This window comes from Mesorhizobium sp. B2-4-3, from assembly GCF_006442815.1.
Taxonomy (GTDB): Bacteria; Pseudomonadota; Alphaproteobacteria; order Rhizobiales; family Rhizobiaceae; genus Mesorhizobium.
Genome location: NZ_VFVL01000035.1, coordinates 13,934 through 38,284, shown reverse-complemented (window position 1 = coordinate 38,284; position 24,351 = coordinate 13,934). Strand labels below are relative to the sequence as shown.

Sequence of the window (24,351 nt, the reverse complement as noted above, 5' to 3'; positions counted from 1 at the left end):
CAGCTCAGCGGCGAGCGGCAGCCTGATAAGTCACGAAAGGCATGCCTATGTCCGAAATCAGTTTGACGAGATCGGCTTGGCGCCTCGTGCCGGTCTTGGCGAATATCCGGTTGAGATGGGTCTTCAAAGTGTTTTCACTGATGCCGAGCGACGAGGCGCTCCTGGACGCGGGCAATCCGCTGCCGATCCGCAGGAGGACCCGGGCCTCCGCGGGAGTAAGATCGAACAGCGTCGTGAGAACGGCTTCCGGCAGCGGAGAAGAGGACGTCGTGGTCGATACGAAGACGGCAGCACAGGCGGGCCGGAAAGCCGCGCGCGCGGTTCCTTCGGTCAGCGGCAACACATAGGCTACGGCGGGCGGTTGACCCGGCGCTGAAACGGGCAGCCCTATGCCGCGAGAGCCAAGCGAAGCATCTGTGCCGGCAGCGCTGGCTAATGCTTCCGCCAAAGCGCGGGCGACCACCGGATTCTGCGGTTGGAGCAGGCCCTTCCTGGAAAGAATGGGACCCTGCCCGGAAAACATCCGGTCGGCAGCCCCATTCGCATGGAGGATTGCTCCGTCGGCGCCGGCAAAAACGATAGGCACGGCGAGATGGTCGAGCGCTTCGCGATAGAAATTGGCGGTAATGCGGGTCTGATCGAGCAGATCTCCAATCAGGGAAGCGCGGCGCAGATGCGGCGAGAGCAATGCCAGGAACCGCTGCTCTTCAACGGTTATGATACCCCTATTGGCTCGCGTGGTGCAGCCCATGAGCCCAATCCGGTCCGGCGTGTGAACGAATTTGGTGATGCAACCCTCGCGCAATCCCTGCGGTTTGGCCCAATTCTGAAAAAATGGCGTTTGCTGGAGTTCGGCCTCACTCATAAGCGACAGCGTCGCAATAGGCGTGTCGATATCGCCAACGACCGCCGCCTTCAGTCCGGGAATTCCATCAAAGTCATAATCTTCCTGGAGCACGCGCATTTGCACCAGATCCCAGGGGGATTGAGCCGCGAAACGACCATGGTTGTCGGCAGTGCTGGCGAGTGCGACCGTGGTATAGGCGGCGTCGACGGCTTCGGTGATCCGGGTCATTACCCCGGTCCAGCCTTCCGGGTTCAAAACGCAATCATAAATTTCACCGATAATCGAATAAAGTACTTCGCTGCTAAGCCTTTCCACCGTTTCTCCTAATCCAGGCATGCCCCGCCCCTCACAGGATGGATGGCGGGCAAAAATGAAACCAGCACTTTGACAGCGGCCCAGTGCAAGGACACCGATCCCGCCTGGAGGATTTTGCTGGCGTCATACTTTCGGGTGACGCTAAGCGTGGTTGGGCTCGATTAAGGGGTTCAATCAGCTGAACGCCGACCGCTCAATGTTGCTGGTAATTCCTGGAATGGAAAGTGTCGCGTTCGATTTTTTTGAGACTGCGGGTTTTAGCGGGGCGCTTCCTTGTCACGAAAGACGTGTTTTCATCGGCTCGCCGGTTGAGGTCTTGATGCTGTTACGATGCAGGCAGGGGAACGTGCTTGAAGTATGAGGGATGCTTGCACAGGATTATCTACAATTCCAGCGACCTGATCGGCGGCGAACAAATCCAGAAAGAGCAGTGGATCTCAACGCTTTCATCCGGTTACGCCCGTCTGCGTGCCGATCCGGCCGTCGGCAGATCATTCGAAGGCGAGCTCAGGATTGTTCGAACTTGCGACGTTTCGGTGGGCACGATCCACGGCACTGTCAAATCGATATCGAGAACCACTGAAGACATTGCGGCCCAGAGCACGAACAATGTCGTGTTGCTTCTCAATGCCGGACACTCCCCGCTCAGCGTCGACCAGTCGGGAAGGAGCGCCGATCTGAGTCCAGGCGCGTCCGTTCTTGTCGAGCAGAGCGCTCCGTCAATCATCCGAGTGAGCGACGGACAATGCGGCCTGATCGCCGTGCAGACCGATCGCGAACGCGTGCATCAGCGATGTGCAGGGTTTGAGGATCGCCTGATGACGGCCGTGTCTAGCTCCATGATGATAAACGCCCTTGTTCGTGCCTATGTCGGCGTTCTGGCCCATGAGAAAGAAGCCGAGTCTCAACTGACCATGCAGTTCGTGGCCGATCATATTGCCGATCTGATCGCCGCCGCCGCTACCCCTGCCGCACCTGTGACGGCGGACGACAATGCGGACGCGCGAGGTCTACGTGCGGTACGGACGCAAGCGATTCTGACTAAAATTCGCAGCGGCTTCACCGATCCAGAAATCTCCGCGCAAGGCGTCGCAAAAGAGCTCGGCCTGTCGGCGCGCTATGTCCAGGATCTGCTGCAGGAGACAGGCATCAGCTTCTCCGAACGCGTTCTTGAACTGCGCTTGCAGTACGCGCACAGGATGCTCTCGCAAAGGCACAACGACGCCTTGCGCGTCAGCGAAATCGCGCTGATGAATGGCTTCAGCGACGTGTCCTACTTCAATCGCTGCTTCCGCCGCCGCTTCGGCTACACGCCAACGAGCGCCAGATAGAACCGGGCATCTCCCGGAACCGGTCAGGCGACGCGATTTCCGATTTTCCTATCCCGCTCTATCTGTTTGTTTTAGCCGCATTTCTGCGACGCCAAGCGACGCCGCTGGCTGCAAAATGCTTGGTGGCGCCAAACGATCACAGCGCGCAGAAAAGAACCGGCACCTCTTTCCAGTCCAATTCCGGTGCGGCCCTGCCCAAGACAACGCCGGGCTCCAATGACATGTCAGCCTCAGGGTGAAATGACTTGTCTGTCAGGGGATTGAATGCCGCAGCACGAATTTGCAAGCCACAAGGCGAAGGCGTTGAAGTATCTGGCGCTGACGTCGACCGCGATGGTCTGTCTTGGCCAGCCAATCACTGCCTCGGCTGACGCGATATGGACCGGCGCTGCCTCCACGGACTGGTTCGCCGCCGGAAACTGGAAAAACAGCGCTGTTCCCACGTCGGGTGACGACGTCGTGCTCAATCCGAAGTTTCCGAATCCGACCGTGATAGACGGGGCAAATGCGGCCGCGCATTATCTGTTTCTCGGCACCATTGCGAGCTACACAGGCTCGCTGACGATCAAAAGCGGCGGCACGCTCGCCAGCACTGCCGGTTTTGTAGGCTACCTTACGGACGCGAACGGGGTCGTGACTGTTACGGGAGCAGGTTCGGCCTGGAACAACAGTTCGGACCTCTTCCTTGCCGCCAGTCCGAGCAGCACCGGCACCTTGACGATCTCCAATGGCGGCGCGGTCAGCGACACGGTGGGTCATGTCGGCTCCGGCGGCACCGGCACCGCGACCGTCGACGGGATCGGCTCGACCTGGACCAACAGCGGCGACCTGTACATCGCCGAACATGGCACGGGCATGCTGAACATCACCAAGGGCGGCGCGGTCAGCAATGCCGTAGGCACCATCGGCTGGCATGCGGGCTCCAACGGCGCGGTGACGGTCGACGGTCCGGGTTCGACCTGGACAAACAGCGGAGACCTTTCGGTCGGAGACGGGGGCACCGGCACGCTGACCGTTTCAAACGGCGGCGTTGTCAGCAGCCAAACCGGCTATTTGGGCAATGCCGCGGGCTCCACGGGCACCGCCACCGTCGATGGACCGGGCTCGAACTGGACCAATTTCTCGGACCTGCGCGTCGGCAATTCCGGCACGGGCAAGTTGACGATCTCGAATGGCGGCAGCGTCGTCAACCTAGTGAGCACTGTAGGTTCCGCCGCGGGCGCCATCGGCGCCGTAACAATCGACGGCGCGGATTCGACCTGGACAAGCGGTTCCCTCTATGTTGGCGAAGATGGCACCGGCACGCTGGCGATTTCAAACGGCGGTACGGTCGCCAGCAATTCCGGCTATCTGGGCTTTGATGCCGGGTCGATGGGTTCGGCCACGGTCAGCGGCGCGGGCTCAACCTGGACCAGCGGCGGCGATCTCAATGTCGGCGTTGGCGGCACAGGCACGCTGACGATCGCGAATGGCGGCGCGGTGTCGGCCGGCGGCGCGGTCAACATCGCCGTCCTGGCGGGCTCCGTCGGCTCGCTGAACATCGGTGCGGCGAGCGGATCGCCAGCGGCCGCCGCGGGCACGCTCAATGCGGCGACTATCCAGTTCGGCCCGGGCACGGGCACGATCAACTTCAACCACACCGACCCCAGCTACACCTTCGGCTCGGTGATCGCCGGCATCGGCACGATCAACCAGATCGCCGGGAACACCAACCTGACCGCCGATTCCAGCGCCTTCACCGGTGCGACCTTCGTCACCGGCGGCCGGCTCGCCGTGAACGGTTCGCTGGCCAACTCGCTGCTGACGATCACCGGCGGCGTTCTGGGCGGCAACGGCACGGTGGGCGGCATCGCGGCGCAATCGGGCGGCATCATCGCGCCGGGCAATTCGATCGGCACCCTCAATGTCGCGGGCGATATCGACCAGGCAGCTGGTTCGGTCTACCAGGCCGAATTGACCTCGACCGGCCAGTCCGATCTCATCCAGGCGACGGGGACCGCCACGATCGCCGCCGACGCGATCCTCGACGTGGTCAAGACGGATGCGGCGCCTTACGTGGTTGGCACGCATTATACGGTGCTGCAGGCCGACGGCGGCGTCGCCGGAAACTACACGCTCACAGGCGATATCGGCACGGCTTTCCTGGGCCTTGCCGACAGCTATGATGCCAATCATGTCTATCTCGATGTGGTCCAAAGAACTTTCGCTCAAGTTGGCCTGACACCCAACCAGATCGCCACCGGCGGCGGTGCCGAAAGCCTTGGGGCGGGCAATCCGCTCTACGACGCGATCGTCGTGCTGCCGACGCAGGCGGTTGCTCAGGACGCCTTCGACCAGCTCTCGGGCGAGATCCATGCCTCGGCCAAGGGGATGTTGCTGGAGGACAGCCGCTTCATCCGCGACGCCGCTACCAACCGGATCAGCGCCGCCTTCGGCGAGGCTGGCGCAGCCGCGTTGCCGGTCATGGCATATGGCGAGGGCGGGCCGGAGATGGTGGCCGCCGACACCGACCGCTTCGCCGTCTGGGGCCAGGCTTTCGGCTCCTGGGGAAATACCGGCAGCGACGGCAATGCCGCTGCCTTCGACCGCTCGACCGGCGGGCTGCTGGCGGGTGGCGACGGCCTTGTCGGCGACTGGCGCGTCGGCCTCCTCGGCGGCTACAGTCATACCTCCTTCGACGCCAACGCCCGCAATTCCAGCGGCCACGCCGACAACTATCATCTCGGTCTCTATGGCGGCACCAACTGGGGCGCCATCGCCTTCCGCACCGGCGCCGCCTACAGCTGGAACAGCATCTCGACAAAACGCTCCGTTGCCTTCAACGGCTTTGCCGACCAACTGTCGGCCGACTACGACGCCGGCACGGCGCAAGTCTTTGGCGAACTAGCCTACAAGGCCGATGCCGGGCGCTTCAAGTTCGAGCCGTTCGCCAATCTCGCCTATGTCAGCGTGCATACCGACGGCTTCAACGAGAAGGGTGGTGCCGCAGCGCTGACCAGCGCAAGTTCGACCACCAATGCGACCTTCACCACGCTCGGGCTGCGCGCCTCGACCGACGTCGCGCTTGGCGGCATGAACGCGACCGCGCGCGGCACGTTCGGTTGGCGCCATGCCTTCGGCGATGTCACGCCAACCTCGACCTTCGCCTTTGCCGGCGGCAACGCCTTCACCATCGCAGGCGTGCCCATCGCCAGGGACAGCGTGGTGATCGAGGCCGGATTCGACGTGCCGATGTCGGCCAATGCCACGCTCGGCCTGTCCTACAGCGGCCAGTTCGGTTCCCATACCGCCGACAACGGCGCCAAGGCCAACCTCAGTGTCAAGTTCTGAGAAGGATCGGGGGAGGATAGCATAGGGACGCTCGGTCGACGGCGCGCCCCTCTGCTGGCCGTATGCGCAAGGGTTCAGGCGGCGAGGCGAATGAAGCTCCCAGATCTCCCTGTCAGCGAAATCGGATTCAGGGAGATCGAGAGATTCATCGCTTCCGCCGATCTCCGGCGGTGCCTTCCCTACCAATCCAATCCGAACACCAGCTTGCCGAAATGCAAGCCGCCGGCGGCCATGTGGGTATACGCTTCGGTCGCTTCGTCCTGTGAAAACACCTTGTCGACCACCGGCTGGATCCCGGCAGCGCCGATGGCGCGCGCGGCGTCGCGCAGGTCCGAGACCGATCCGGTGTTGTTGCCAATCACCTTCAGCGCCTTGATGATGATCGGCAGCAGGTTGATGGTCGCCTCGGCGCCGGTGACGAAGCCGATGGTGAACAGCGTGCCGCCGGGCGCGGTGGCGTTGACGGCGTGTGCGAAGGTGGCGGTGCCGCCGGTTTCGACGACGAGGTCGGCGCCGAGGCCATCGGTCAGCTCCAGCACCTTGCCGTCCCAGTCCGGTGTCGCGCGGTAATTGATCAGGTGATCGGCGCCGAGCGCCTTGGCCCGATCGAGCTTCTCGTCCGAGGACGACGTGATGATGACGGTGGCCCCGGCCGCCTTGGCGAGTTGCAGCGTGAAGATCGAGACACCGCCGGTGCCAAGCAGCACGACGACCGAGCCCGGCCCGACATCGGCGGCGCGGATGGCGTTCCACGCGGTGGTGCCGGCGATCGGCAAGGTCGAGGCCGCCTCGAAGGAGAGGTGCGCCGGAACCGGCACGACCGCGTTGGCCGGCAGCGCGACATATTCGGCCAGCGACCCGGGCAACGAAATGCCGCGCATCTGCGTCATCTCGCGGGGACGCGGCCGGCCGCCGATCCAGCGCGGCTTGGCGTGGGCGACCACGCGGTCGCCTACGCCAAATCCCGTCACGCCCTCGCCCAGCGCGACGATCTCGCCGGCGCCGTCGGCGACGGGAACAAGCGGAAAGACCGGGCCGGGATAATTGCCGCTTGCAACAGCGACATCGACGAAGTTCAGGCTCGCCGCACGCTGGCGGATCAGCACCTCGCCGCGTTGCGGTTCGGGCGTGGCGATGCTGGCGGCGCGGAAGGCGTCGAGCCTGGGTTGGCTGAGTTCGATGGCTTTCATGGGTTCACTCCGTGGGCGGGTCGATTGACGATTGAGCGAACCTATCTGCCGCGCTATTTCTCGATAATCCTTTGTCCTTGCATTTGAGTATTGCGCAACATGCAGCAATCCCATGAGACCTCCGCCCTTGCCGAAATGGCGGCCTTCGCGGCCATCGCCGAGGCGCGCTCCTTCACCAGGGCGGCAGCGCGGGTCGGTCGCGACGCGACCATCCTGTCGCGCCGCCTGCAGTCGCTTGAGGAGCGACTGGGGGTGCGGCTGCTCCACCGCACAACGCGCAGCGTGTCGCTGACCGAGGCCGGAGCGGAATTCCTTCCACGCGTGCGCGCCATCCTGGCCTCGGTCGACGAGGCCGAGGCGGCCGCATCGGCGCATGCCGCCGGCGGGCCGCGCGGCCTGCTCAAGCTGGCGCTGCCCGGGACCTTCGGGCGTATGTGGATCGGGCCGCTCTTGCCGCAATTCCTGGCGGAGTTCCCCGAGGTCCACATCGAGGCAGAGTTCTCCAACCGCTTCGCCGATCTCGTCGCCGAGAATTTCGACGTCGCCGTGCGGCTGGGCAGCCTGGAGGACTCGCGCCTGGTGGCGCGCAAGGTGGCGACGCGGCGCCGGCTGCTCTGCGCCGCGCCCTCCTATCTCGCCAGAAGGGGCAGGCCGGAAACGCCGCAGGCGCTGCTGGAGCACAGCTGCCTGGGCTTCTCCGGCTTCCAGACCTTTCCGGCCTGGGAGATGACCGACCGCGAGGGCCGGCGCGTGCGCGTCGAGGTTTCGGGGCCGTTGGTCAGCGACGACGCCGAGGTGCTGGTCGAGGCCGCGGTGCAGGGCGTCGGCCTGATGATGAGCACCGACTGGCTGGTCGGGCGCGAGCTCGCCGACGGCCGGCTGGTGCCGATCCTGGAAGACTGGACACTTGCCGACGAGGGCGCGGTCTATGTCGTCATCCCCTCGGCCAAGGGTCAGGCCGCCAAGACCCGCGCCTTCGCCGACTGGATCGGCAAGCGCTTTGCGCCGGAGCCGCCGTGGCGAAAGTAAGGGCGAGGTAGCGGGCAGTCGCGCCGGTGATCGCGAACGCGGTGCCCGCAGGACGAGGTTCTTCGCCCCAGAAGGGGAGATCGGCAGTTCCGGCGGCCGCGCCCTACCCTTTTGCCGCCAGCAAATTCGCGTCCCGCGCCAGCCGCCAGCGGCCGTCATTCTCCTTGCGCAGCAGCGTCAGCGCATAGCCGGACCGCCGCACCGGCTCGCCGCCGGGCGGTGTCGCCGTCATATCGATGCGGTTGCGGATGTAGGCCCAGTCGCCGAGCAGTTTGAGCTCGACGATCTCGCTGTCACCGTCGATCTTGGTCTCGCCCATGCTCCTGGAGGTGGCGGCGAAGGCTTCCTTGCCGAAGGGCTCCTTGCCGGGAACCATGAAGACGACATCGTCCGTCATCAGGCCAAGCACGGTCTCCAGATCGCCCTTCCGGCTCGCCGCCATCCAGGTCTCGACCACGTGGCGGACCGCGGTTGCGTCATCGGTCATCGGTTTATCTCCTTGCAATCGTCGGCGATCGGATTGTCGTCAATACCTGGTGCACCTGCCGTCGCCGGCAACGCCGCGAACGGAACCCGAGCGCTATCGCCCGCGTTTTGTGGCGGAGGATTCCGCGAAATGGAGAAGGACAATGGCAAGCGCAGCCGACCGCGATCCGCGGCACCACACCCAGAAAATGCAGAAGGCATTCAAGGAGATTCAGGACCACTTGCGGGAAGATATCGCAAAGGTCGATGAACCCCAGTTCAAGGCGATGTTCGAGACGTCGGCGGAGGTTCTGGGCGGACTGATCAAGGCGTTCCAGGATTACGAGCAGAAGAATGAAGCGGCTTGGCGGTAACCTGGCCTCGTGGTGAAAGAACAGAGGCAGGACCATGTCCGCGTCCGCGACTGTTAACGTCCGCTATATGGTCAGCGACGTCGATGACGCCGTGGCTTGGTACACGCAGCATCTGGGGTTTGAGCAGCTTTCAAACCATGCGCCGGCGTTCGCGGACGTCAGACGCGGAGCGCTTCGACTGCTTTTGAGCGGTCCGACCAGCTCAGCGGGCAGACCGATGCCCGACGGTGAACAGCCAGGACCCGGAGGTTGGAACCGCATTCACCTGATCGTCGAGGATCTCGCGGCGGAGGTTGAGCGATTGCAGGCGGCAGGCCTCCGCTTCCGCAACGACATCGTGAAAGGGCCAGGCGGATTGCAGATCTTGCTGGTCGATCCGTCCGGCAATCTTGTGGAACTGTTCCAACCGGCTCAGGGCCAGTAAGCGGAATTGGCTCCGGCACCGCCGGCGCTTCAGCGACTACTCTTAGCTGGCGCTGCTGATGGCGACCGTTCCGGGCCGCTGCATCTTACGGCCGGGGTAACGGCATGGATTCTAGGGTCTGCGCGCGTCGCTTCGCTCCTTGCTCCGCCCTAGAATGACGAAGGACAGGACGGCGTCCCTTCTCTGTCCTGCCGGACATCTCCCCCACAAGAGGCGAGATTAGCTGCTCGCCCGTTTTCGCCAATCTCTGTATGATCGGGCCACCACGAGGGGGACGATCATGAAGCGCGCACTATCAACAATCATCCTGGCATTGCTCACCACCCTCCCCGCCCACGCCGTCCCCTGTTCCTCCTGGTCGGCCAAGATGGAGGAGGACGAGGGCGGCAGCGTGCTGATGGCGTCGGTGTGCGGCGGGCCGAAGGGCGATGCGCATCTGATGCTGGCCTGCTTCGACAGGCCGGTGCTGAGCTATGATCTGGGCGCCGCCGGCGGACAGCTCGAGCCCGGCATCAGCGGCTCCTTCACCTTCAAAGCCGGAGGCAAGAGCGTTACCAACAAGCTCGAGCTCGAGGCGATGTACAACTACTTCACCGCCGAGCTCTCCGGCCCTTCCGACCCGCTGCTGGCGCTCTTGCGCGGCAAGGGTGAGGTGACGATTTCCGCCGACAAATATGGCGAGACGAGCTTTCCGCTGAAAGGCTCAGGTGCCGCGATCGGCAAGGTGCTGGCAGAATGCGGCAAGGGCTCTGGCGGCGAGGCCGATTGACTCTGCCGCCTAGGGGAAGAGACCGGCAGCGTCAATGCCTCACTTGCCCTGCCCCTTCATGAACTGCCCAAGCAAATCCACCGGCAGCGGGAACACCACCGTCGACGAGCGCTCGCCGGCGATGTCGTGCAGGGCCTCGAAATAGCGCAACTGCATGGCTTGCGGCTCGGCCGCAAGCATGCGGCCGGCCTCGACCAGCTTCGCCGCCGCCTGCTGCTCGCCGTCTGCGTTGATCACCTTGGCGCGGCGCAGCCGCTCGGCCTCGGCCTGCTTGGCGATGGCGCGGACCATGCTCTCGTTCAGGTCGACATGCTTGATCTCGACATTGGACACCTTGATGCCCCAGGCATCGGTGCGCTGGTCGAGAATCTCCTGGATGTCGCTGTTGAGCTTGTCGCGTTCGGCCAGCATCTCGTCGAGCTCGTGCTTGCCGAGCACCGAGCGCAGCGTGGTCTGCGCCAGCTGGTTGGTGGCGGCCATGAAATCCTCGACCTGGATGATTGCCCGCTCGGCGTCGACGATGCGGAAATAGAGCACGGCGTTGACCTTGACCGAGACATTGTCGCGCGAGATGACATCCTGCGGCGGCACGTCCTGCACCACCACGCGCAGGTCGACCCGCACCATCTGCTGGACGAAAGGGATGAGGATGATGAGGCCGGGGCCCTTGACCCCGGTGAAGCGGCCGAGCGTGAAGACCACGCCGCGTTCATATTCCCGCAGGATGCGGATGGCCGCCGCCAGGAAGATGATCACCAGCAGCGCAATGATGAGATAGGCCACGTAACCGACCATCATTTTACTCCGTTGTTGCTCGCATCGCGGCGCCGCACGGTCAGCACGAGGTCGCTGACGTCGGTCACCTCGACGCTGTCGCCGGGTGCGACGGGTTCGTCGGCCCTCGCCCGCCAACGCTCGCCCAAAGCCAGCACATGGCCCTCGCCGCCCTGCCAGTCGACGATCTCGACGGGCAGGCCGCGCATCGCCTCGCCGCCGACGCGCGGCGGGTTCCTGCGCGCCGCCCAGACATAGGTTCCGGTGAGCAGCGCCAGCCCGAGCGTCAGCACGGCGGCGGGGCCGATGACCGCCCACGACATGGCAAAGCCCGGCCCTTCGACCCTGAGCAGCATGGCCGAGCCAAGCAGGAAGGCGGCGACGCCGCCCAGCCCCAGCACCACGGTGGGGTTGAAGGCCTCGATGATCAGGAAGGCGATGCCGAGCAGCATGAGCGCCAGGCCGGTATAGTTGATCGGCAAGAGGTTGAGCGCATAGAGCCCGAGCACCAGGCAGATGGTGCCAATGACGCCAGGCGCCACGGCGCCCGGGCTGGTGAACTCGAAGACGAGGCCATAGACGCCGACCAGCATCAGGATGACGGCGGTGTTCGGGTCGGTGATGACGGAGAGCAGCCGTATGAACCAGCCAGGCTCCAGCGTCTCGACCGGCAGCCCTTTCGTCGCCAGCACTTTCTTGGCGCCGGCGACATCGACGGTGCGCCCGTCGGCAAGCTGCAGCAACTCGGTAGCGTCGCGGGCGACGAAGTCGATGACATGCTCCTGCAGGGCGGCGTTGGCCGACAAGCTCGCTGCCTCGCGCACCGCCTTCTCGCCCCAGTCGCCGTTGCGGCCGCGCATCTCGGCGAGCGAGCGGATGAGCGCGACCGCGTCATTGGTCACCTTGGTCATCATCGGGTCGGCGGCCGGCGGCCCAGTGCCCTTGTCGTCCTTTTCCTTCTCGCCGCCCGGAAGCGACGGCAGCCCGCCGAGCTCGACCGGCGTCGCCGCGCCCAGATTGGTGCCCGGCGCCATCGCCGCGACATGAGTGGCGTAAAGGATGTAGGTGCCGGCGCTCGCCGCATGGCCGCCGGCCGGCGCGACATAGCCGATAACGGGCACGGGCGAGGCCAGGATGTCGGCGATCATCTCGCGCATCGAGGTGACCAGGCCGCCCGGCGTGTCGAGGTGAAGGATGAGCACTTCGGCGTTGCGTTCAGCAGCAGTGTCGAGCGCCTCCTCGAGCTGCCGGGTGCTCGCCGGTCCGATGGCACCGTCAATGGCAATGCTCAGTGCGATCTTCCCGCTCCCGGTCGAGGAAAAGGAAGAAACGGCAGCCGCTGCCACCAGGGCAGCGGCGAAAAGGGCCACCCGCGCGAAGGTCACGCTCAAAGCTCCATGAGTTCAAATATGGGTTGTGTCGCGGCGAAGTCCAATGGGCGTCGAAGGGCACCTGCGCCAACCCGTGGGCGGCGCCGCGGTTGCGCTATGAATACCGTCTACGAGACGACCAGGGAGCGCGGCGCCAGCATCCTCATCCCGATCGCGCTGGCGCTGCCTCAATCCGGCGGCGGCGCTGGTTCAGGCCGGCGCGCTGAAAGCGCTGCGCAGGGAAATCGGCCCCTGGAGAGACAAATCGGAAAAAAGCGTCCCGGCCCGTGTCTGATCGCACGAGCCGGGGCGCGAGGCGTCAATAGTCGGAGCCGCCCTCGACGACGACCGGACGATGGTGGTGCCGGTGGCCGATCGAACCGGTGACGACGACGGTGTCGTCACGGCGGTGATGGCGGTGACGCCAACCGCGCTCGCCATTGTCATAGAAGGCGACCGTGCCGTGATGGCGGTGATGCAAGCGGTGGCCCTCGTCATTGATGACGATGGCGGGGCGGTGGTGATAGTAATGCCTGTGATGTGTCCTGATGACGACATCGGCCTCGGCCGCGGAAGCGACCGCAGGTGCGGCGACGCAGAGCGCCAGGGCAGCAAGAAGCACTGTTTTCATTGCTCTATTCCTCAATTCCTGGATCATCCCTTCGGCTGGGTAAACCGCTGCCCGCCGCTTTGGTTCCGGGAGGACGGACATGCGCCATCCGCTCCGGCGCGCGATCGAGATCGGGTGGGAGGATGGGCCGGCGCCGCAGTGGGTGGGGGTTCGTTGGGGTAGCTGAGGCACCGGCCGAAGGCGGAATGGGCACCGCCGCAAGGCAAAGATAATCTTCGTGGCCGGCGGCGAAATTACGCGATCACGGAAGCTTGGAATCTTTCCCTTGAGAGGTCCAAGGGAGATCATTCGCTCCTTCGTCCAGCCACCGCAATCACCGCTGCGACCACCACCAGCACCGACGCCGCGGTGAAAGTGAACCGCATTCCGCCGGCAACCGCCTCAGGCGGCGCCGTCGCGATGTTCCCCGTCCCCACGGCGAAGGCGAACACCGCGCCCATCACCGCCGTGCCGGTGACGAGGCCGAGATTGCGCGACAGGCTGAGCATGCCCGACACCACGCCGCGCTCGTTCCTGTCGACATCGGCCATGACGGCGGTGTTGTTGGCCGCCTGGAAGAGCTGGTAGCCGGGCGTGAGCAGGATGATGGCCGCCGCGTAGCCGGCGACACCGAAGAGGCCTGGCAGCGCGGCGAGCGCGACGCAACCAGCAACCATCAGCATCAGCCCGGCGGTGACCATCGCCGCCGCGCCGAGGCGGTCGACGGCGCGCCCGGCAATGACACCGCATAGTGCCGAGACGATCGGCCCGATCGACAGCACGGCCCCGGTTGCCGCGTCGCCGAGGCCCAGCCCGCGCGACAGGAAGAACGGGCCGACGACTAGCGTCGCCATCATCACCGTCGAAACCAGCGCGTTCATGGCGAGGCTCGGCGCCAGCACCGGGTCGCGCAACAGCGCGGGCTTGACCAGGGGTGACGCCACCTTGGCCTCAACGATAACGAACAGCACCGCGCCAGCCGCGGCCGCGCCGAGCAGCGCGATGTTCAGGCTGCCGAAATGGCCGTGCCCCGTGGTCATGGATAACGCATAGGCGGCAAGCGTGGCGGCAAGCAGCAGCGTGCCAACCGTGTCGAAGCGCCGCCTCGCCTCGCCACGAACACCTGTCGCTCGGCGGACGATACCTGCCGCTTCGCCGGCGGGCATCGCTCGGCGGACGATACCTGCCGCTTCGCCGGCGGGTATCGCCGCTGGAAGGAAGCGCCAGGCGGCGAGCAGCGCGACGGCGCCGAGCGCGGCGTTGACGAGGAAGATCGAGCGCCAGCCGAGGGCGGCAATCAGCACGCCGCCAAGCGAAGGCCCCAGTGCCGTGCCGATCGCCGACATGGTGCCGAGCAGACCCATGGCGCTGCCGGTGCGTTCCTTCGGCACCGTCTCTCCGACGAAGGCCATCGTCAGCGCCATCATCACCGCCGCGCCCAGGCCCTGCACGGCGCGGGCGCCGATCAGAAAGGCCAGCGACGGCGCGAGCGCGGCGGCAGACGAGGCGGCGCTGAACAGCGCCAGACCAACAATCAGCAGCGGCCGGCGGCCGACGAGATCGCCGAGACGCCCGACGCTGACGATCAGCGCCGTGATGGTGAGCAGATAGGCCAGCACCACCCATTGCACCGCCGCAAAGGACGCGGCGAAGGCCACGCTCAGCGTCGGCAGCGCGACATTGGCGATGCTGGTGGCGAGCGAGGAGACGAGCATGGCAAGCGACAGGCCGGCTAGCGCCCCCGCCGTCGAATGGCTTCCAGGCGCGGTGCGGGTTTCGGCAATGTCGGCCATGATTTCTTCTCCGTCGGTTGAACTTGCCCGGGAAGATATGCGTGCGATCGATATGGCGGAACACGCAGCGTTTGCACCTGAACAGTGCACCAAACGCCATGCCTGTTTGACCGATCCATGCTATGGTCGGACCATGTCGCGACCCGATCTCAACCTGCTCGTCACGCTCGATGTGCTGCTTGCCGAAGGCAGCGTCGCAAAGGCCGCGCGGCGCCTGAGGCTCAGCCCCTCGGCGATGAGCCGGGCGCTGGCGAGGCTGCGCGAGACAACCGGCGACCCGCTTCTGGTGCGCGCCGGACGCGGCCTGGTGCCGACGCCGCGCGCCATCGAGCTGGGCGCCGAGGTCGGCCGGCTGGTGACGGAGGCCGAAGCGGTGCTGCGGCCGGCCCAACGGCTCGACCTTGCGCGGCTCGACCGCAGCTTCACGCTCCGCAACAGCGACGGTTTCGTCGAGAATTTCGGTCCGGCGCTGCTCGCCCGCGTGGCTGAGGAGGCGCCGGGCGTGCAACTGCGCTTCGTGCCCAAGCCCGACAAGGACAGCGGCCCGATGCGCGGGGGCACGGTCGATCTGGAGACCGGCGTGGTCGGCGGCTCGACCGGACCCGAGATACGCACGCAGGCGCTGTTCCGCGACCGCTTCGTCGGCGTCGCGCGCGCCGGCCATCCTTTGAGCGAAGGCCGCATCACCGCCGCCCGCTTCGCCGCCGGCCGGCACATATTGATCTCGCGCCGCGGCCTCGACCGCGGCCCGGTGGACGACGCCTTGGAACGCGCCGGGCTGACGCGGAAAGTCACGACCGTGGTCGGCGGCTTCGCCGAGGCGCTGGCGCTGGCACGCGGCTCCGACCTCATCGCCACCGTGCCGGAGCGCTATACCGGCACCCTGCGCGAGGGCCTGTTCACCTTCACGCTGCCGGTGAAGCTCGCGGCGCTGACGATCTCGCTCTTGTGGCACCCGAGGCTCGATGCCGATCCGGCGCATCGCTGGTTGCGCGGGCTGGTGAAAGAGGTATGCCGCCTTTCCTCTCCCTCCTTTCACCAGGACGAGGAACCTTTGCCCTGATAAGCCGGCCCCACGGAAACCAACCGCGCGTTACAGGTCCCTATAATATTAGTCATAACTAATTTATACTATCGCACGCAGGACAAACCGTGTCTGTCATGGAACCCGCAGCGCAATCAGCGCGTTGCCGGGCGCCTGTGAAACAGCCGGAGGCTCGCTTGAGCGAATTCAGGAAGTTCGCCTGCCCCCGGTGCCTGGGTGCCGGCAAGGTGTTCGAGTGCGAGAAACAGGTGGCGTCGAACGGCGCATGCTGCCCCTCGGGCGCGTTGCGCGACAATTGCCATGGACAACGGGTTTCCTGCCAGGCCTGCAACGGAACCGGCCTGCGCGGCTACGGCATGCCCTCCACGATACAGGACTAAATTGTGCAGGACTGAAACTTCGGCCGGCTTTTCTTGTCACTACATCTGATCTGGCTTTTATTCGTAATTTCTAATATAATATATATGGGCGAGCGGAACGGCGGGCGCCCCGCATGAAAACCTATCGAGTCGAGGAAATAGACGGCGAAGCCGTCGTCGCGGTGCATTCGGCAGAAGCCAAGACGCCTTTCGAGGCGGCTGAGAAGGCGCTTGGCCGGAAAGTCACGTTGCGTGCCGGCGCCGACAGGTGGGTCCGCGTCGTCGACCTCACCGAGCGGCCGAGGCCGGTCAGGCTCAGGCCGATGATCTTCGAATTCAAGGCAATTGGACAGAGGACATAGGCGATCCGAGGCTTTGAACGCTTCGCACTTTTCCCGGAATTGCTTTTATGCGTTTCACGGAAACGGTTAAACGCCCTATCTCTTTGTCGTTACGCTCCGGACGGAAGGCTACGGCGAAGTCGCCGAGCCCACCCGCCACACTTTTCATGGCATCGCACTTAAAGCGCGGCGCGATCTTTCAGATTCGCTCCATGCGCTTTAGGTTTTTGATTTTACGCATGTCTTTACCCCGAAACCGGTTCCCACTTTCGGGAGACATGCTTTAGGTGCTGGCGCCGCCCATCAGCGCGGCGACCAGGGTCGCCAGGAAGACAAGCAGCCCCAATGCGACCCGATCCAGCCAAGACCGCCGTCTGGCAAGAACCTCGAACAACCGATTGGCCATCGCAACTTCCCCCATTCATCGACATTGTATCACGTCTTTCGTGAGCGGATCATGAAACGGCACACAAACGGGTCCGATGCCGTTTTCAAGGCGGAACCCGTCGTCGCCGGGCGCCAATGCTGCGCTGCCGAATTGCACCCAAAAAAAGTCGGGGTCGAAGCGACATGCCGGCCGGCGAAAAATCAGCCTATTCAAGCGGATAGGCATATATGTGCGGCGCTGCCTGGTGGACATCGGAAAAGCCCGGAATTCCGCCATTTCGTCGCTTTTCACCATGCCCCCGGCATGGCTGCGATGCGTGCTTCGGGTCCGAAAAATCGGCTAAGAAGGCGCTTCCGGGCCGCTCGCCGGTGGCGTTGACAGGGCACCGCGCCAATGGCACTCCGCAACCACTGGTCACGCCATGACCGTTGCTGTTGGGGACGGACGGGGTTTCAGCAGCTTGGCGGCGGCGCCGGACGGGCGGGCACCTTCGAAGTGCGCCGCCCGCTCCTGGCCGGTCCGCTTTCAGCTTTAAAAAGTGCTTGCTTTAAAACCGATCAAAGCCGGCGGCGCGTTCCTGAGAAACTCAAAACGTGAAGCCGGAGGATGGTGCGGCGGCAGTCACCGCCGAAAGCCTGTCACGTCTAGCAAGCGTCGGTTTGCGATGATGGGGTTAACCCGCGTGCTGCAGCCAATGGCGGTCGAACACGTCGAGGATGGCGCGGAACTCTCCCGGCGGAATCTGGATAGCGCCGTCGTCGCTATAGGCGTCGAGAAATCGATCGAGCTGGCGGTCGACCGCTTCCGGATGTTCCAGGCCGATGCCGAGGCTTACCAGGTCGGCGGCAATCGAACTACCGGCCGGCAGGTACCCGCCCCATGTCCCGGCACCGGTTGCCGCATCGCGCAGCCGCACCAGCAGGATCCGGGTCAGCGAGGGTTGCGCTTCGGGACCAATGACGGCCGAGCCGCACATATAGCCGCCGAGCACGCTGACCGGCTGTGTCTGCGGGAACAGGCACAGGAAGAACTGCGTGTCGCCGCCGACATCCTTGAGATGCAGATAGACACCGCGCTTTGCCGGCATCACCGGGCCGACGAGCTGCAAGTGCCCCGTCGGCAGCGTCTCGCCATAGGTAGCCGTCAGCCCATGCACGCCTGGCCCGGCCTCGATCGACAGGCGGCCCTTGATGAGCTGGCCGCGATAATAGGGCGACCAGGCGCGCGAATAGCATGCATAGGTTCCGGCAAGCCCGGAGCCGGCTCCGCGCTCGTCATGCGAGGAGGCATCGAACTGCATGCCGGCGCGTCGCTCCAGCTCGGCGCTGTCGACGCCGTGGCGGGCTGCGATGGCGGCGGTGAAAGCCCGCAGATCGCTCTCGGCGATCCAGGCGCCGGACTGCTCCAGTTCGAGCAGCCTCGCCCAGTCGTCATAGACGCTCATCTGTCGCGGCCGCGCGCGGCCCTGCAGCCATTTGTCGGCGCGGCCGAGATCGAACGCGGTGTTCGGGTTGACGGCGCGGAACGCCGCCGCCAGGTCCTTGCGGGTCACCGTTCCCAGCACGGCCGAGGTCAACCTTAGTTTTTGCGCGATTTGCTGCGCCATGCAAAAGGTCCTCGATGTTCTTCGCCGCCTAAAGCGCGTCGCGCCGAACCGGATTCAGGCGACGCGCTTTAAGACTTTGTTTTGCTGCATGTCGTTGTCCCAGAACCGCTGCGCACTTCTGGGCGACATGCATCAGGTATTTCGAAGTTCCGGCGGGAATCGCCGGGCTTCTCCGACGATCCTGGCTAGCATGCCGGCAAACAATCTCCATCCCTGGCTTCAACTATTTTCCATCTGCTAATATTCCTGGAATTCCAAAGAATTCCACCATGTTCCGCGCATGTGACCTTCGCGGCGAGACAAGCAGCGCTAGGGTCGCTTCGGGGTGAATTCAGGGGAGCTGTCATGAAAATCCTTCTAGCCGCGCTTGTTATGGCGGTTGCGCTGTCGCAAACCGCCGAAGCCAAAACGAAAGTCCCGCCGACCGAGGCAAAGACCGGCACCGAGAAGAGCCGGCCGCTGCTCGATCAGACGGCTACCGGCGGCATCGTGCCTTCGGGTCTGACGTCGAAGGACGTCGAACCGGGCCAAGCCTATCCGCAGCCTCTGGACCTTCACTTCTAGAGCAATTCCGGGAACCGTGCGCGGCGGTTTTGGTCCGCAACCGCGTAAGACAAAAGGTAGCCATTCCGGCGGACCCATAGCCGGTTCACGATCCGGGATCGGCGAGGAAAAAGCAACGGCCGGATGGCCCGGCCAACAGCCACCCGGCCAGCCTGAGGGCTGGGAGGCTCAGCGCCGCCGGCGGGGCGGCGCCTGCCCCCGCGCGGGCCGCAAGGGCTGCGGTCCGCGCGGGCGAAGCGCTCGGCCAGCGCCATGCCGGGTTATTCTTCTTCACATCCAAGTCGTTTTCACATCCAAGCCGTTCTTGACGAATGGCCAGCGAACCGGAAAGCTCGGCCACGGCGCCGCGATGGCGCTGTACAAGAGGGAAGGCCGTGCCATGCCGGGTGCCGACGAAAAGCTTGCCGCGCTCGGCATCGTGCTGCCGCCGCCGCTGAAACTGCCGCCGGGCATGGTGCTGCCCTTTCCCTGGGTGAATGTGCGCGGCGACCGCGCCTATATCTCCGGCCACGGGCCGCAGGAGCCGGACGGCTCGCTGGCCGGCCCGTTCGGCGCGGTCGGCGAGAGCGTGTCGCTGGACGAGGCGCGGGCATCGGCCCGCAAGGTCGGGCTGTCGATGCTCGCCAGCCTGAAACGCCAGCTCGGCAGCCTCGACCGGATCACCGGCTGGTGCCGCGTGCACGGCATGGTCAATTCGGCATTGCGCTTCACCGAGACGCCGGCGGTGATGAACGGCTTTTCGGAGCTCATCCTCGAGGTCTTCGGCCCTGAGATCGGCCGTCACGCCCGCACCGCAATCGGCGTCGCCGCCCTGCCCCTGAATTTCCCGGTCGAGATCGAGGCCGAAGTGATGATTGGGGGATGAGCCTCGCTTGGTTCCAGCGCAGCTTGACCAAGCCGTGGTCGGCGCGATAGGCGGGCCAAGGCCATCCAACCAATGAAAGACCCGCCATGACGGACCCTATCGTGAAAGACAGCAACGGCACGCCGCTGAAAGACGGCGACTCCGTGACCCTCATCAAGGACCTCAAGGTCAAGGGCACGTCGGAAACGATCAAGCGCGGCACGCTGGTGAAGAACATCCGGCTCAACGGCAATCCCGGCGAGATCGAATGCAACACCAAGCAGGTCAAGGGCCTCGTGCTGAAGACAGAGTTCCTGAAGAAGGCGTGACGGCGGAGAGATCGGGAGCGCCGCCTCCCCTTATGTTGCACCGCGTTAGATTTGTTGCATTGCGATATCGGCGCATAAGGCCGAGGCTTTGCGGCAGGCGGGATACGAACGAGCATCGTGAGGTTCGTATTCGTGTCAACACCTGCGCAGGATTTCCGGCCCGACATCGAAGGCTTGCGGGCGGTGGCTGTGGCGGGCGTGGTCGCCTTCCATTTCGGCCTCACCGCGCTGCCCGGCGGCTTTGCCGGGGTCGACATCTTCTTCGTCATCTCGGGCTATCTGATCACCCGCCATATTGTCGCCGAGATCTCCCAGACCGGCCGGCTCGACCTTTTGCGCTTCTACGCCCGGCGCGCGCGGCGCCTGCTGCCTGCGGCACTTTTCGTCATCGCCGCGACGCTTGCCGCCGGCGCGCTCATCCTGTCGCCGGAGGAGCAGGCGCTTTATTCCAAGGGCGCGATGTTCGCCTCGGCCTATATGATCAATCTGTGGCTGATCCGCTGGTCGTTCGACTATTTCGCCAATGACGCCACGAGCAACCCGTTCATCCATTACTGGTCGCTGTCGGTCGAGGAGCAATTCTATCTCGCCTGGCCGGCGCTTTTGCTGCTGGCCGCCTGGGTGAAGCCCGGCAAGCGCGCCATCATGATTACGATCGGCGCCGTCGGCCTCGTCTCCTTCATCGCCTGTGCCTGGCTGACGAGCGTGTCGCAGCCCTGGGCCTTCTATTTTTCGCCGCTGCGCGCATGGGAATTTGCTGCCGGCGGCCTCGTATCGATGGCGCCGGCACGGCTGTTGCAGGAGCGCCCGCTGCTGGGGCGGGCGTTAAGCCTGACCGGCCTGACGATGATCGGGGCCGCATATCTCACCTTCAGCGAGGACGCTCCCTTCCCCGGCTTTCTGGCGCTTCTGCCGGTTGCCGGCACGGTCCTTCTGCTCAAGGCGGGAGCGGCCGGCGCCAGGGGCGGCGTGAATGCCACCCTGGCGCTGCCGCCCTTACAATGGATCGGCAAGCTCTCCTATTCGCTCTATCTGTGGCATTGGCCGGTCATCGTCTATGCCGGCATGCTGGCGCCGGAGCTGACGCCGGCCGAGCGGCTCTACTGCCTTGCGGTGACGCTGGCGCTATCCATCCTCAGCTACCATCTCATCGAGAACCCGATCCGTCGCAACGGCTGGCTGATGGCCAGTGCGGCGCGGGCGCTGGTGCCGGCCCTCCTCCTGACCGGCACCGGCGTCGCAGCCGCCTACGGCAATGCCAGGCTTGCCGTGCACGACATCGATCCGGAACAGCGCATCATCGCCGCTAGCGCCGCCGAACCGTCGACGGCCCGGGCCAAAGCCGGCTGCGTGCAGGATTACCAGAGCGTGACGCCGAAGCCTTGCGTGTTCGGCGATGGCCAGCGCCTCATCGCCCTCTTCGGCGACTCCCATGCCGACCATTGGTCGACGCCACTGATCGAGGCCGGCCGGAAGAACGGCTACCGGGTGGTGACCTGGCTGAAGAATTCCTGCCGCGCCTCGCGCATCAGCGTCTGGTCGTCCGAGCTCAAGCGTCCCTACAGCGAGTGCGACCGCTGGCGCGAGCAGGCGATCGCCGAGATCATCGAGGCGAGACCGGCGCTGGTGGTCATCTCGGAGCTGGCGCTGACCAGCGGCCGCAAGATGGCCGGCCGCAGCGGCGACACGCGGAGCCAGGACGCCGATTGGCGGGCCGGCCTGCGTTCCACCCTCACCAGCATGAGCAAGGCCGGCCTCAAGGTCGCCTTCATCCGCGACGTGCCGTTCAACAACGCGAATGTCGACACCTGCGTGGCGCGGGCGCTGTGGCGGGACGAGACGCCCTCGCGCTGCGACCAGACGCGCGCCTACGCCGCCAACGACGCCATGGCGGCGGTGGAGCGCGACATCGTCGACAGCATTCCCAACGCCGCTTACGTCGATCTCACCGACCGCTTCTGCAGCGCCACCATTTGCCACGTCTTCATCGACGGCAAGCTCGCCTTCCGCGACCAGCACCATATGGCGACGCCCTTCGCGGAATCGCTGGAGCCGGAGGTGGAGAAAAGGGTGATTTCGAAGGTGGGGCGGTAGGCGAGACGGCGGAGCACGTAATCTCCCCCCTTGAGGGGGAGATGGCCGCTCCACCCTCCGCAGCTGCTGCGGAGGACGGGCAGGCCAGAGGGGGAAGGGATGCCCACCTACGCTTCGTCATTCTAGGGCGGAGCAAGGAGCGAAGCGACGCGCGCAGACCCTAGAATCCATGCCGTGACGGTTGAGAGCCACCCCGGTCCAGAACGTTTCACCAGCCAACTCCGCGAAAGAGCTCGAACCATTGCGGATTGGTCTTCTCGATCAATTCAACTTTCCATTGGGGCGCGGCCAGCGCTTCAATGACGTCTCACGCTGGATGGCGTCGGTGATGTCGAAATACTCCTCGTACCAGACGCTGCACACCGTAACGGCTGGTGAAGCTGGGGGCCCTGGCTGGTCTTGTGCTCGGGCATTCGCCGACCAAGGTCATTGGTGACACCAATGTAATCGTGCCGCCTTTCTGGCTCGCAGTCATGTAAACAAAGCCGGTCATGCGGCGATCCTAGCGGGTGCTGCGATCGACGACTATTCTGCACCGCTGCATTTTACGGCCAACGTCACGGCATGGATTCTAGGGTCTGCGCGTCGCTTCGCTCCTTGCTTCGCCCTAGAATGACGAAAATTCCCCCCTCACCCCACCACGACGACGAAATGCTTGGTCACCGGCTCGAGGATCTTCCACGTCCCTTTGAAATCGGCCTCGACCACGAAAGCATCGCCGGGGCCGACCTCGACCGGCTCGCCGCCGTCGGGCGTGATGATGATGCGGCCGGCGATCATGTGGACGAATTCATAGTCGGTGTAGGTGGCGTGGTAGGTGCCGGGCGAAGCGCGCCAGGTGCCGGACATCACCTTGCCGTCCTCGGTGGTGTGCTGCACGGCCGTCTGCATGGTCGGCGAGCCTTCGACCGCGACCCAGCCCGGCAGATCGCCGCCTTCCGCATGCTCGACGGCGCCGAATTTGAGAATGGTCTGCTTGGTCATGGGAGCTCCTACGGTTGAGATTTACGTCAGGTGTGGCATAGCCGATGGCGCCAAGGGTGCGCGAGCGATGCTGCGACGTCGCGCGACGCGCCATTCTCCCCCTGGTCCGTACACCTTGCGAGGGAAGCGAGCGTTTTCCTGCATATGCGAGCGGGCTCGTCCCGGAGATGGAGCCGCGCATTTTCCTCGGAACACCGGCCCCGTCGAAACCGTTTATCTCTCGAAGGGGCGTCCTGCAACTCAAGGAGGCAGCGATGAAAAAGCTTCTGCTTGCTTCGATGATCGCCATCGCCTCGGCGTTCGCGATCGCGCCGGCCAGCGCCGGTAGCGTGCAACTGGGTATCGGCATCGGGCCGGGCTATGATGACGGCTATTACGACGACTATGGCGGATACTACCCTCACCGCTATTATCGCCATGTCTACAATGACGATTACGACAATGGCGGCTATGTGGTGCGCTACCATCACCGCTATCATCGCCATCATTGCCGCACCGAACTGGTGACCCACTGGCGCCACCACCACCGCGTGGTGGAAGAAGTGCGCGTCTGCGGCAACGGCTACGGCGGTTACTAAATCACCCCTGGTTGGATAGCGCGGAACGGCTTTCGCCCGCTCCGCGCTATTAGCCGACGTGTGCCTGGACCGCTTCGAGCGCTCACGAAGCCTTCAAATGTTGCTGATTGTGCGTCGCGGCGCAATTTTTCGGCATGCCGCACGTTGTCATGGGTGAACCTTCAGGAGGTTGCCATGAAAAAGTTCCTGTTTGCCTCGGTGTTCGCCCTGGCCTCGACGGCGGCCGTCGTCACATCGGCGGATGCCGGCAACGTATTCCTGGGCGGCAGTTATTTCGGCTACGGCCCTTTCGGCGATTTTTACGACAGTTACAACTACGCTCCGGTCTACGGCTCCTATTGGGGCGGCCCCTATCTGGATGATGGGCCCGGCTACGGCCCGGCCTACAGCAACGACTATGAAGGCGGCTATGTTGCCCCGCCGAGCCGCTATCGTGTCGTAAAGCACGGCCGCCATTGCCGGATCGAAACCGTGAGAACCCGCAGCCATGACCACAGGTTCACGCGGGAGGCGCGCGTCTGCAGCTAGCCGTATCCGCCGGGAAGCAGGCGCGGCTTCAAATCCCGCCGATTTTCGCGCTGGCCCCACTGCCTTAGGC

General features: G+C 64.6%; 25 protein-coding genes. 15 read left to right on the top strand and 10 right to left on the bottom strand.

All coding sequences use genetic code 11. From position 1 onward, the window contains the following. Positions 1-4: 4 nt before the first annotated feature. A complete protein-coding gene (locus tag FJ956_RS25765) occupies positions 5-1,162 on the bottom strand; it encodes a LuxR C-terminal-related transcriptional regulator (RefSeq protein WP_140681576.1) in 1,158 nt (385 codons plus the stop codon). A gap of 368 nt (positions 1,163-1,530) precedes the next feature. Between FJ956_RS25765 and FJ956_RS30910 the strand changes: the two genes are divergently transcribed. Both FJ956_RS30910 and FJ956_RS25755 read left to right on the top strand, forming a co-directional pair. After that, entirely contained in the window at positions 1,531-2,493 is a 963-nt protein-coding gene (locus tag FJ956_RS30910) for an AraC family transcriptional regulator (protein WP_246672171.1), read from the top strand. Between the two features lie 264 nt (positions 2,494-2,757). Continuing rightward, positions 2,758-5,823 (top strand): autotransporter domain-containing protein, encoded by a 3,066-nt coding sequence (locus tag FJ956_RS25755; RefSeq protein ID WP_140681574.1) that lies wholly within the window; start codon positions 2,758-2,760, stop codon positions 5,821-5,823. Positions 5,824-6,002: 179 nt separating this feature from the next. Here FJ956_RS25755 and FJ956_RS25750 read toward each other — a convergent pair whose 3' ends face one another. After that, positions 6,003-7,013 carry an NAD(P)-dependent alcohol dehydrogenase gene (locus FJ956_RS25750; protein WP_140681572.1) on the bottom strand — a complete coding sequence of 337 codons (1,011 nt, stop codon included), beginning with the start codon at positions 7,011-7,013 and terminating at the stop codon, positions 6,003-6,005. Positions 7,014-7,112: 99 nt separating this feature from the next. On the opposite strand from FJ956_RS25750, the gene FJ956_RS25745 reads away from it, so the two are divergent. Beyond that, positions 7,113-8,042: a LysR family transcriptional regulator gene (locus tag FJ956_RS25745; RefSeq protein ID WP_140681570.1), complete on the top strand. Its 930-nt coding sequence runs from the start codon at positions 7,113-7,115 to the stop codon at positions 8,040-8,042. Between the two features lie 103 nt (positions 8,043-8,145). On the opposite strand, the gene FJ956_RS25740 is transcribed toward FJ956_RS25745, so the two are convergent. Then, a complete protein-coding gene (locus FJ956_RS25740) occupies positions 8,146-8,529 on the bottom strand; it encodes an SgcJ/EcaC family oxidoreductase (protein ID WP_140681568.1) in 384 nt (127 codons plus the stop codon). Positions 8,530-8,671: 142 nt separating this feature from the next. Between FJ956_RS25740 and FJ956_RS25735 the strand changes: the two genes are divergently transcribed. From FJ956_RS25735 to FJ956_RS25725, 3 genes are all read left to right on the top strand, one after another. Then, positions 8,672-8,881 carry a hypothetical protein gene (locus FJ956_RS25735; protein WP_140681566.1) on the top strand — a complete coding sequence of 70 codons (210 nt, stop codon included), beginning with the start codon at positions 8,672-8,674 and terminating at the stop codon, positions 8,879-8,881. Between the two features lie 34 nt (positions 8,882-8,915). Continuing rightward, positions 8,916-9,305, top strand: coding sequence for a VOC family protein (locus FJ956_RS25730; protein ID WP_140681564.1), 390 nt, complete (start codon positions 8,916-8,918; stop codon positions 9,303-9,305). A gap of 280 nt (positions 9,306-9,585) precedes the next feature. After that, positions 9,586-10,074 carry a hypothetical protein gene (locus FJ956_RS25725; protein WP_246672170.1) on the top strand — a complete coding sequence of 163 codons (489 nt, stop codon included), beginning with the start codon at positions 9,586-9,588 and terminating at the stop codon, positions 10,072-10,074. Positions 10,075-10,113: 39 nt separating this feature from the next. Here FJ956_RS25725 and FJ956_RS25720 read toward each other — a convergent pair whose 3' ends face one another. The 4 genes from FJ956_RS25720 to FJ956_RS25705 form a co-directional block, all read right to left on the bottom strand. Continuing rightward, positions 10,114-10,872, bottom strand: a complete 759-nt coding sequence (locus FJ956_RS25720) for a slipin family protein (protein WP_140631594.1) — start codon at positions 10,870-10,872, stop codon at positions 10,114-10,116. Then, positions 10,869-12,233 carry a nodulation protein NfeD gene (locus tag FJ956_RS25715; protein WP_140681559.1) on the bottom strand — a complete coding sequence of 455 codons (1,365 nt, stop codon included), beginning with the start codon at positions 12,231-12,233 and terminating at the stop codon, positions 10,869-10,871. The genes FJ956_RS25720 and FJ956_RS25715 overlap by 4 nt, the downstream gene beginning before the upstream one ends. A gap of 304 nt (positions 12,234-12,537) precedes the next feature. Next, positions 12,538-12,849, bottom strand: coding sequence for a hypothetical protein (locus FJ956_RS25710; RefSeq protein ID WP_140681557.1), 312 nt, complete (start codon positions 12,847-12,849; stop codon positions 12,538-12,540). A gap of 284 nt (positions 12,850-13,133) precedes the next feature. Further along, on the bottom strand, positions 13,134-14,621 hold the full coding sequence (locus tag FJ956_RS25705) for an MFS transporter (RefSeq protein ID WP_140681555.1): 1,488 nt from the start codon (positions 14,619-14,621) through the stop codon (positions 13,134-13,136). Between the two features lie 133 nt (positions 14,622-14,754). On the opposite strand from FJ956_RS25705, the gene FJ956_RS25700 reads away from it, so the two are divergent. From FJ956_RS25700 to FJ956_RS25690, 3 genes are all read left to right on the top strand, one after another. Beyond that, on the top strand, positions 14,755-15,684 hold the full coding sequence (locus tag FJ956_RS25700) for a LysR family transcriptional regulator (RefSeq protein WP_140681553.1): 930 nt from the start codon (positions 14,755-14,757) through the stop codon (positions 15,682-15,684). A 158-nt stretch (positions 15,685-15,842) separates the two neighbouring features. Further along, the gene (locus tag FJ956_RS25695; RefSeq protein ID WP_140681551.1) at positions 15,843-16,046 is read left to right on the top strand and encodes a hypothetical protein; all 204 of its coding nucleotides are present in this window, start codon (positions 15,843-15,845) and stop codon (positions 16,044-16,046) included. A 113-nt stretch (positions 16,047-16,159) separates the two neighbouring features. Then, positions 16,160-16,387, top strand: coding sequence for a hypothetical protein (locus tag FJ956_RS25690; protein WP_140681549.1), 228 nt, complete (start codon positions 16,160-16,162; stop codon positions 16,385-16,387). Between the two features lie 262 nt (positions 16,388-16,649). On the opposite strand, the gene FJ956_RS31070 is transcribed toward FJ956_RS25690, so the two are convergent. Both FJ956_RS31070 and FJ956_RS25685 read right to left on the bottom strand, forming a co-directional pair. Next, the gene (locus tag FJ956_RS31070) at positions 16,650-16,772 is read right to left on the bottom strand and encodes a hypothetical protein (protein WP_263497842.1); all 123 of its coding nucleotides are present in this window, start codon (positions 16,770-16,772) and stop codon (positions 16,650-16,652) included. A 655-nt stretch (positions 16,773-17,427) separates the two neighbouring features. Further along, entirely contained in the window at positions 17,428-18,360 is a 933-nt protein-coding gene (locus tag FJ956_RS25685) for a hypothetical protein (RefSeq protein WP_140681547.1), read from the bottom strand. 345 nt (positions 18,361-18,705) lie between these two features. On the opposite strand from FJ956_RS25685, the gene FJ956_RS25680 reads away from it, so the two are divergent. The 4 genes from FJ956_RS25680 to FJ956_RS25665 all read left to right on the top strand — a co-directional run bounded on the left by FJ956_RS25680 (position 18,706) and on the right by FJ956_RS25665 (position 22,191). Next, complete coding sequence (locus tag FJ956_RS25680) at positions 18,706-18,924, top strand: hypothetical protein (protein ID WP_140681545.1); 219 nt, start codon at positions 18,706-18,708, stop codon at positions 18,922-18,924. 379 nt (positions 18,925-19,303) lie between these two features. Further along, on the top strand, positions 19,304-19,789 hold the full coding sequence (locus tag FJ956_RS25675) for a RidA family protein (RefSeq protein ID WP_140681543.1): 486 nt from the start codon (positions 19,304-19,306) through the stop codon (positions 19,787-19,789). A gap of 86 nt (positions 19,790-19,875) precedes the next feature. After that, positions 19,876-20,097, top strand: a complete 222-nt coding sequence (locus FJ956_RS25670) for an alkylphosphonate utilization protein (protein WP_040980560.1) — start codon at positions 19,876-19,878, stop codon at positions 20,095-20,097. Positions 20,098-20,229: 132 nt separating this feature from the next. After that, positions 20,230-22,191: an acyltransferase family protein gene (locus FJ956_RS25665; protein WP_140681541.1), complete on the top strand. Its 1,962-nt coding sequence runs from the start codon at positions 20,230-20,232 to the stop codon at positions 22,189-22,191. A gap of 630 nt (positions 22,192-22,821) precedes the next feature. Here FJ956_RS25665 and FJ956_RS25655 read toward each other — a convergent pair. Further along, complete coding sequence (locus FJ956_RS25655) at positions 22,822-23,175, bottom strand: cupin domain-containing protein (RefSeq protein ID WP_140681539.1); 354 nt, start codon at positions 23,173-23,175, stop codon at positions 22,822-22,824. Positions 23,176-23,429: 254 nt separating this feature from the next. On the opposite strand from FJ956_RS25655, the gene FJ956_RS25650 reads away from it, so the two are divergent. Beyond that, positions 23,430-23,753 (top strand): hypothetical protein, encoded by a 324-nt coding sequence (locus tag FJ956_RS25650; protein ID WP_140681537.1) that lies wholly within the window; start codon positions 23,430-23,432, stop codon positions 23,751-23,753. A 174-nt stretch (positions 23,754-23,927) separates the two neighbouring features. Beyond that, the gene (locus FJ956_RS25645) at positions 23,928-24,281 is read left to right on the top strand and encodes a hypothetical protein (protein ID WP_140681535.1); all 354 of its coding nucleotides are present in this window, start codon (positions 23,928-23,930) and stop codon (positions 24,279-24,281) included. The last annotated feature ends 70 nt before the right edge of the window (positions 24,282-24,351 follow it).

Excerpts from the sequence above, each read along its gene's own strand:
- FJ956_RS25755 (WP_140681574.1), top strand. The coding sequence starts at position 2,758 with ATGCCGCAGCACGAATTTGCAAGCCACAAGGCGAAGGCGTTGAAGTAT.
- FJ956_RS25750 (WP_140681572.1), bottom strand. The coding sequence starts at position 7,013 with ATGAAAGCCATCGAACTCAGCCAACCCAGGCTCGACGCCTTCCGCGCC.
- FJ956_RS25745 (WP_140681570.1), top strand. The coding sequence starts at position 7,113 with ATGCAGCAATCCCATGAGACCTCCGCCCTTGCCGAAATGGCGGCCTTC.
- FJ956_RS25740 (WP_140681568.1), bottom strand. The coding sequence starts at position 8,529 with ATGACCGATGACGCAACCGCGGTCCGCCACGTGGTCGAGACCTGGATG.
- FJ956_RS25735 (WP_140681566.1), top strand. The coding sequence starts at position 8,672 with ATGGCAAGCGCAGCCGACCGCGATCCGCGGCACCACACCCAGAAAATG.
- FJ956_RS25730 (WP_140681564.1), top strand. The coding sequence starts at position 8,916 with ATGTCCGCGTCCGCGACTGTTAACGTCCGCTATATGGTCAGCGACGTC.
- FJ956_RS25725 (WP_246672170.1), top strand. The coding sequence starts at position 9,586 with ATGAAGCGCGCACTATCAACAATCATCCTGGCATTGCTCACCACCCTC.
- FJ956_RS25720 (WP_140631594.1), bottom strand. The coding sequence starts at position 10,872 with ATGATGGTCGGTTACGTGGCCTATCTCATCATTGCGCTGCTGGTGATC.
- FJ956_RS25710 (WP_140681557.1), bottom strand. The coding sequence starts at position 12,849 with ATGAAAACAGTGCTTCTTGCTGCCCTGGCGCTCTGCGTCGCCGCACCT.
- FJ956_RS25705 (WP_140681555.1), bottom strand. The coding sequence starts at position 14,621 with ATGGCCGACATTGCCGAAACCCGCACCGCGCCTGGAAGCCATTCGACG.
- FJ956_RS25700 (WP_140681553.1), top strand. The coding sequence starts at position 14,755 with ATGTCGCGACCCGATCTCAACCTGCTCGTCACGCTCGATGTGCTGCTT.
- FJ956_RS25690 (WP_140681549.1), top strand. The coding sequence starts at position 16,160 with ATGAAAACCTATCGAGTCGAGGAAATAGACGGCGAAGCCGTCGTCGCG.
- FJ956_RS31070 (WP_263497842.1), bottom strand. The coding sequence starts at position 16,772 with ATGGCCAATCGGTTGTTCGAGGTTCTTGCCAGACGGCGGTCTTGGCTG.
- FJ956_RS25685 (WP_140681547.1), bottom strand. The coding sequence starts at position 18,360 with ATGGCGCAGCAAATCGCGCAAAAACTAAGGTTGACCTCGGCCGTGCTG.
- FJ956_RS25680 (WP_140681545.1), top strand. The coding sequence starts at position 18,706 with ATGAAAATCCTTCTAGCCGCGCTTGTTATGGCGGTTGCGCTGTCGCAA.
- FJ956_RS25675 (WP_140681543.1), top strand. The coding sequence starts at position 19,304 with ATGCCGGGTGCCGACGAAAAGCTTGCCGCGCTCGGCATCGTGCTGCCG.
- FJ956_RS25670 (WP_040980560.1), top strand. The coding sequence starts at position 19,876 with ATGACGGACCCTATCGTGAAAGACAGCAACGGCACGCCGCTGAAAGAC.
- FJ956_RS25655 (WP_140681539.1), bottom strand. The coding sequence starts at position 23,175 with ATGACCAAGCAGACCATTCTCAAATTCGGCGCCGTCGAGCATGCGGAA.
- FJ956_RS25650 (WP_140681537.1), top strand. The coding sequence starts at position 23,430 with ATGAAAAAGCTTCTGCTTGCTTCGATGATCGCCATCGCCTCGGCGTTC.
- FJ956_RS25645 (WP_140681535.1), top strand. The coding sequence starts at position 23,928 with ATGAAAAAGTTCCTGTTTGCCTCGGTGTTCGCCCTGGCCTCGACGGCG.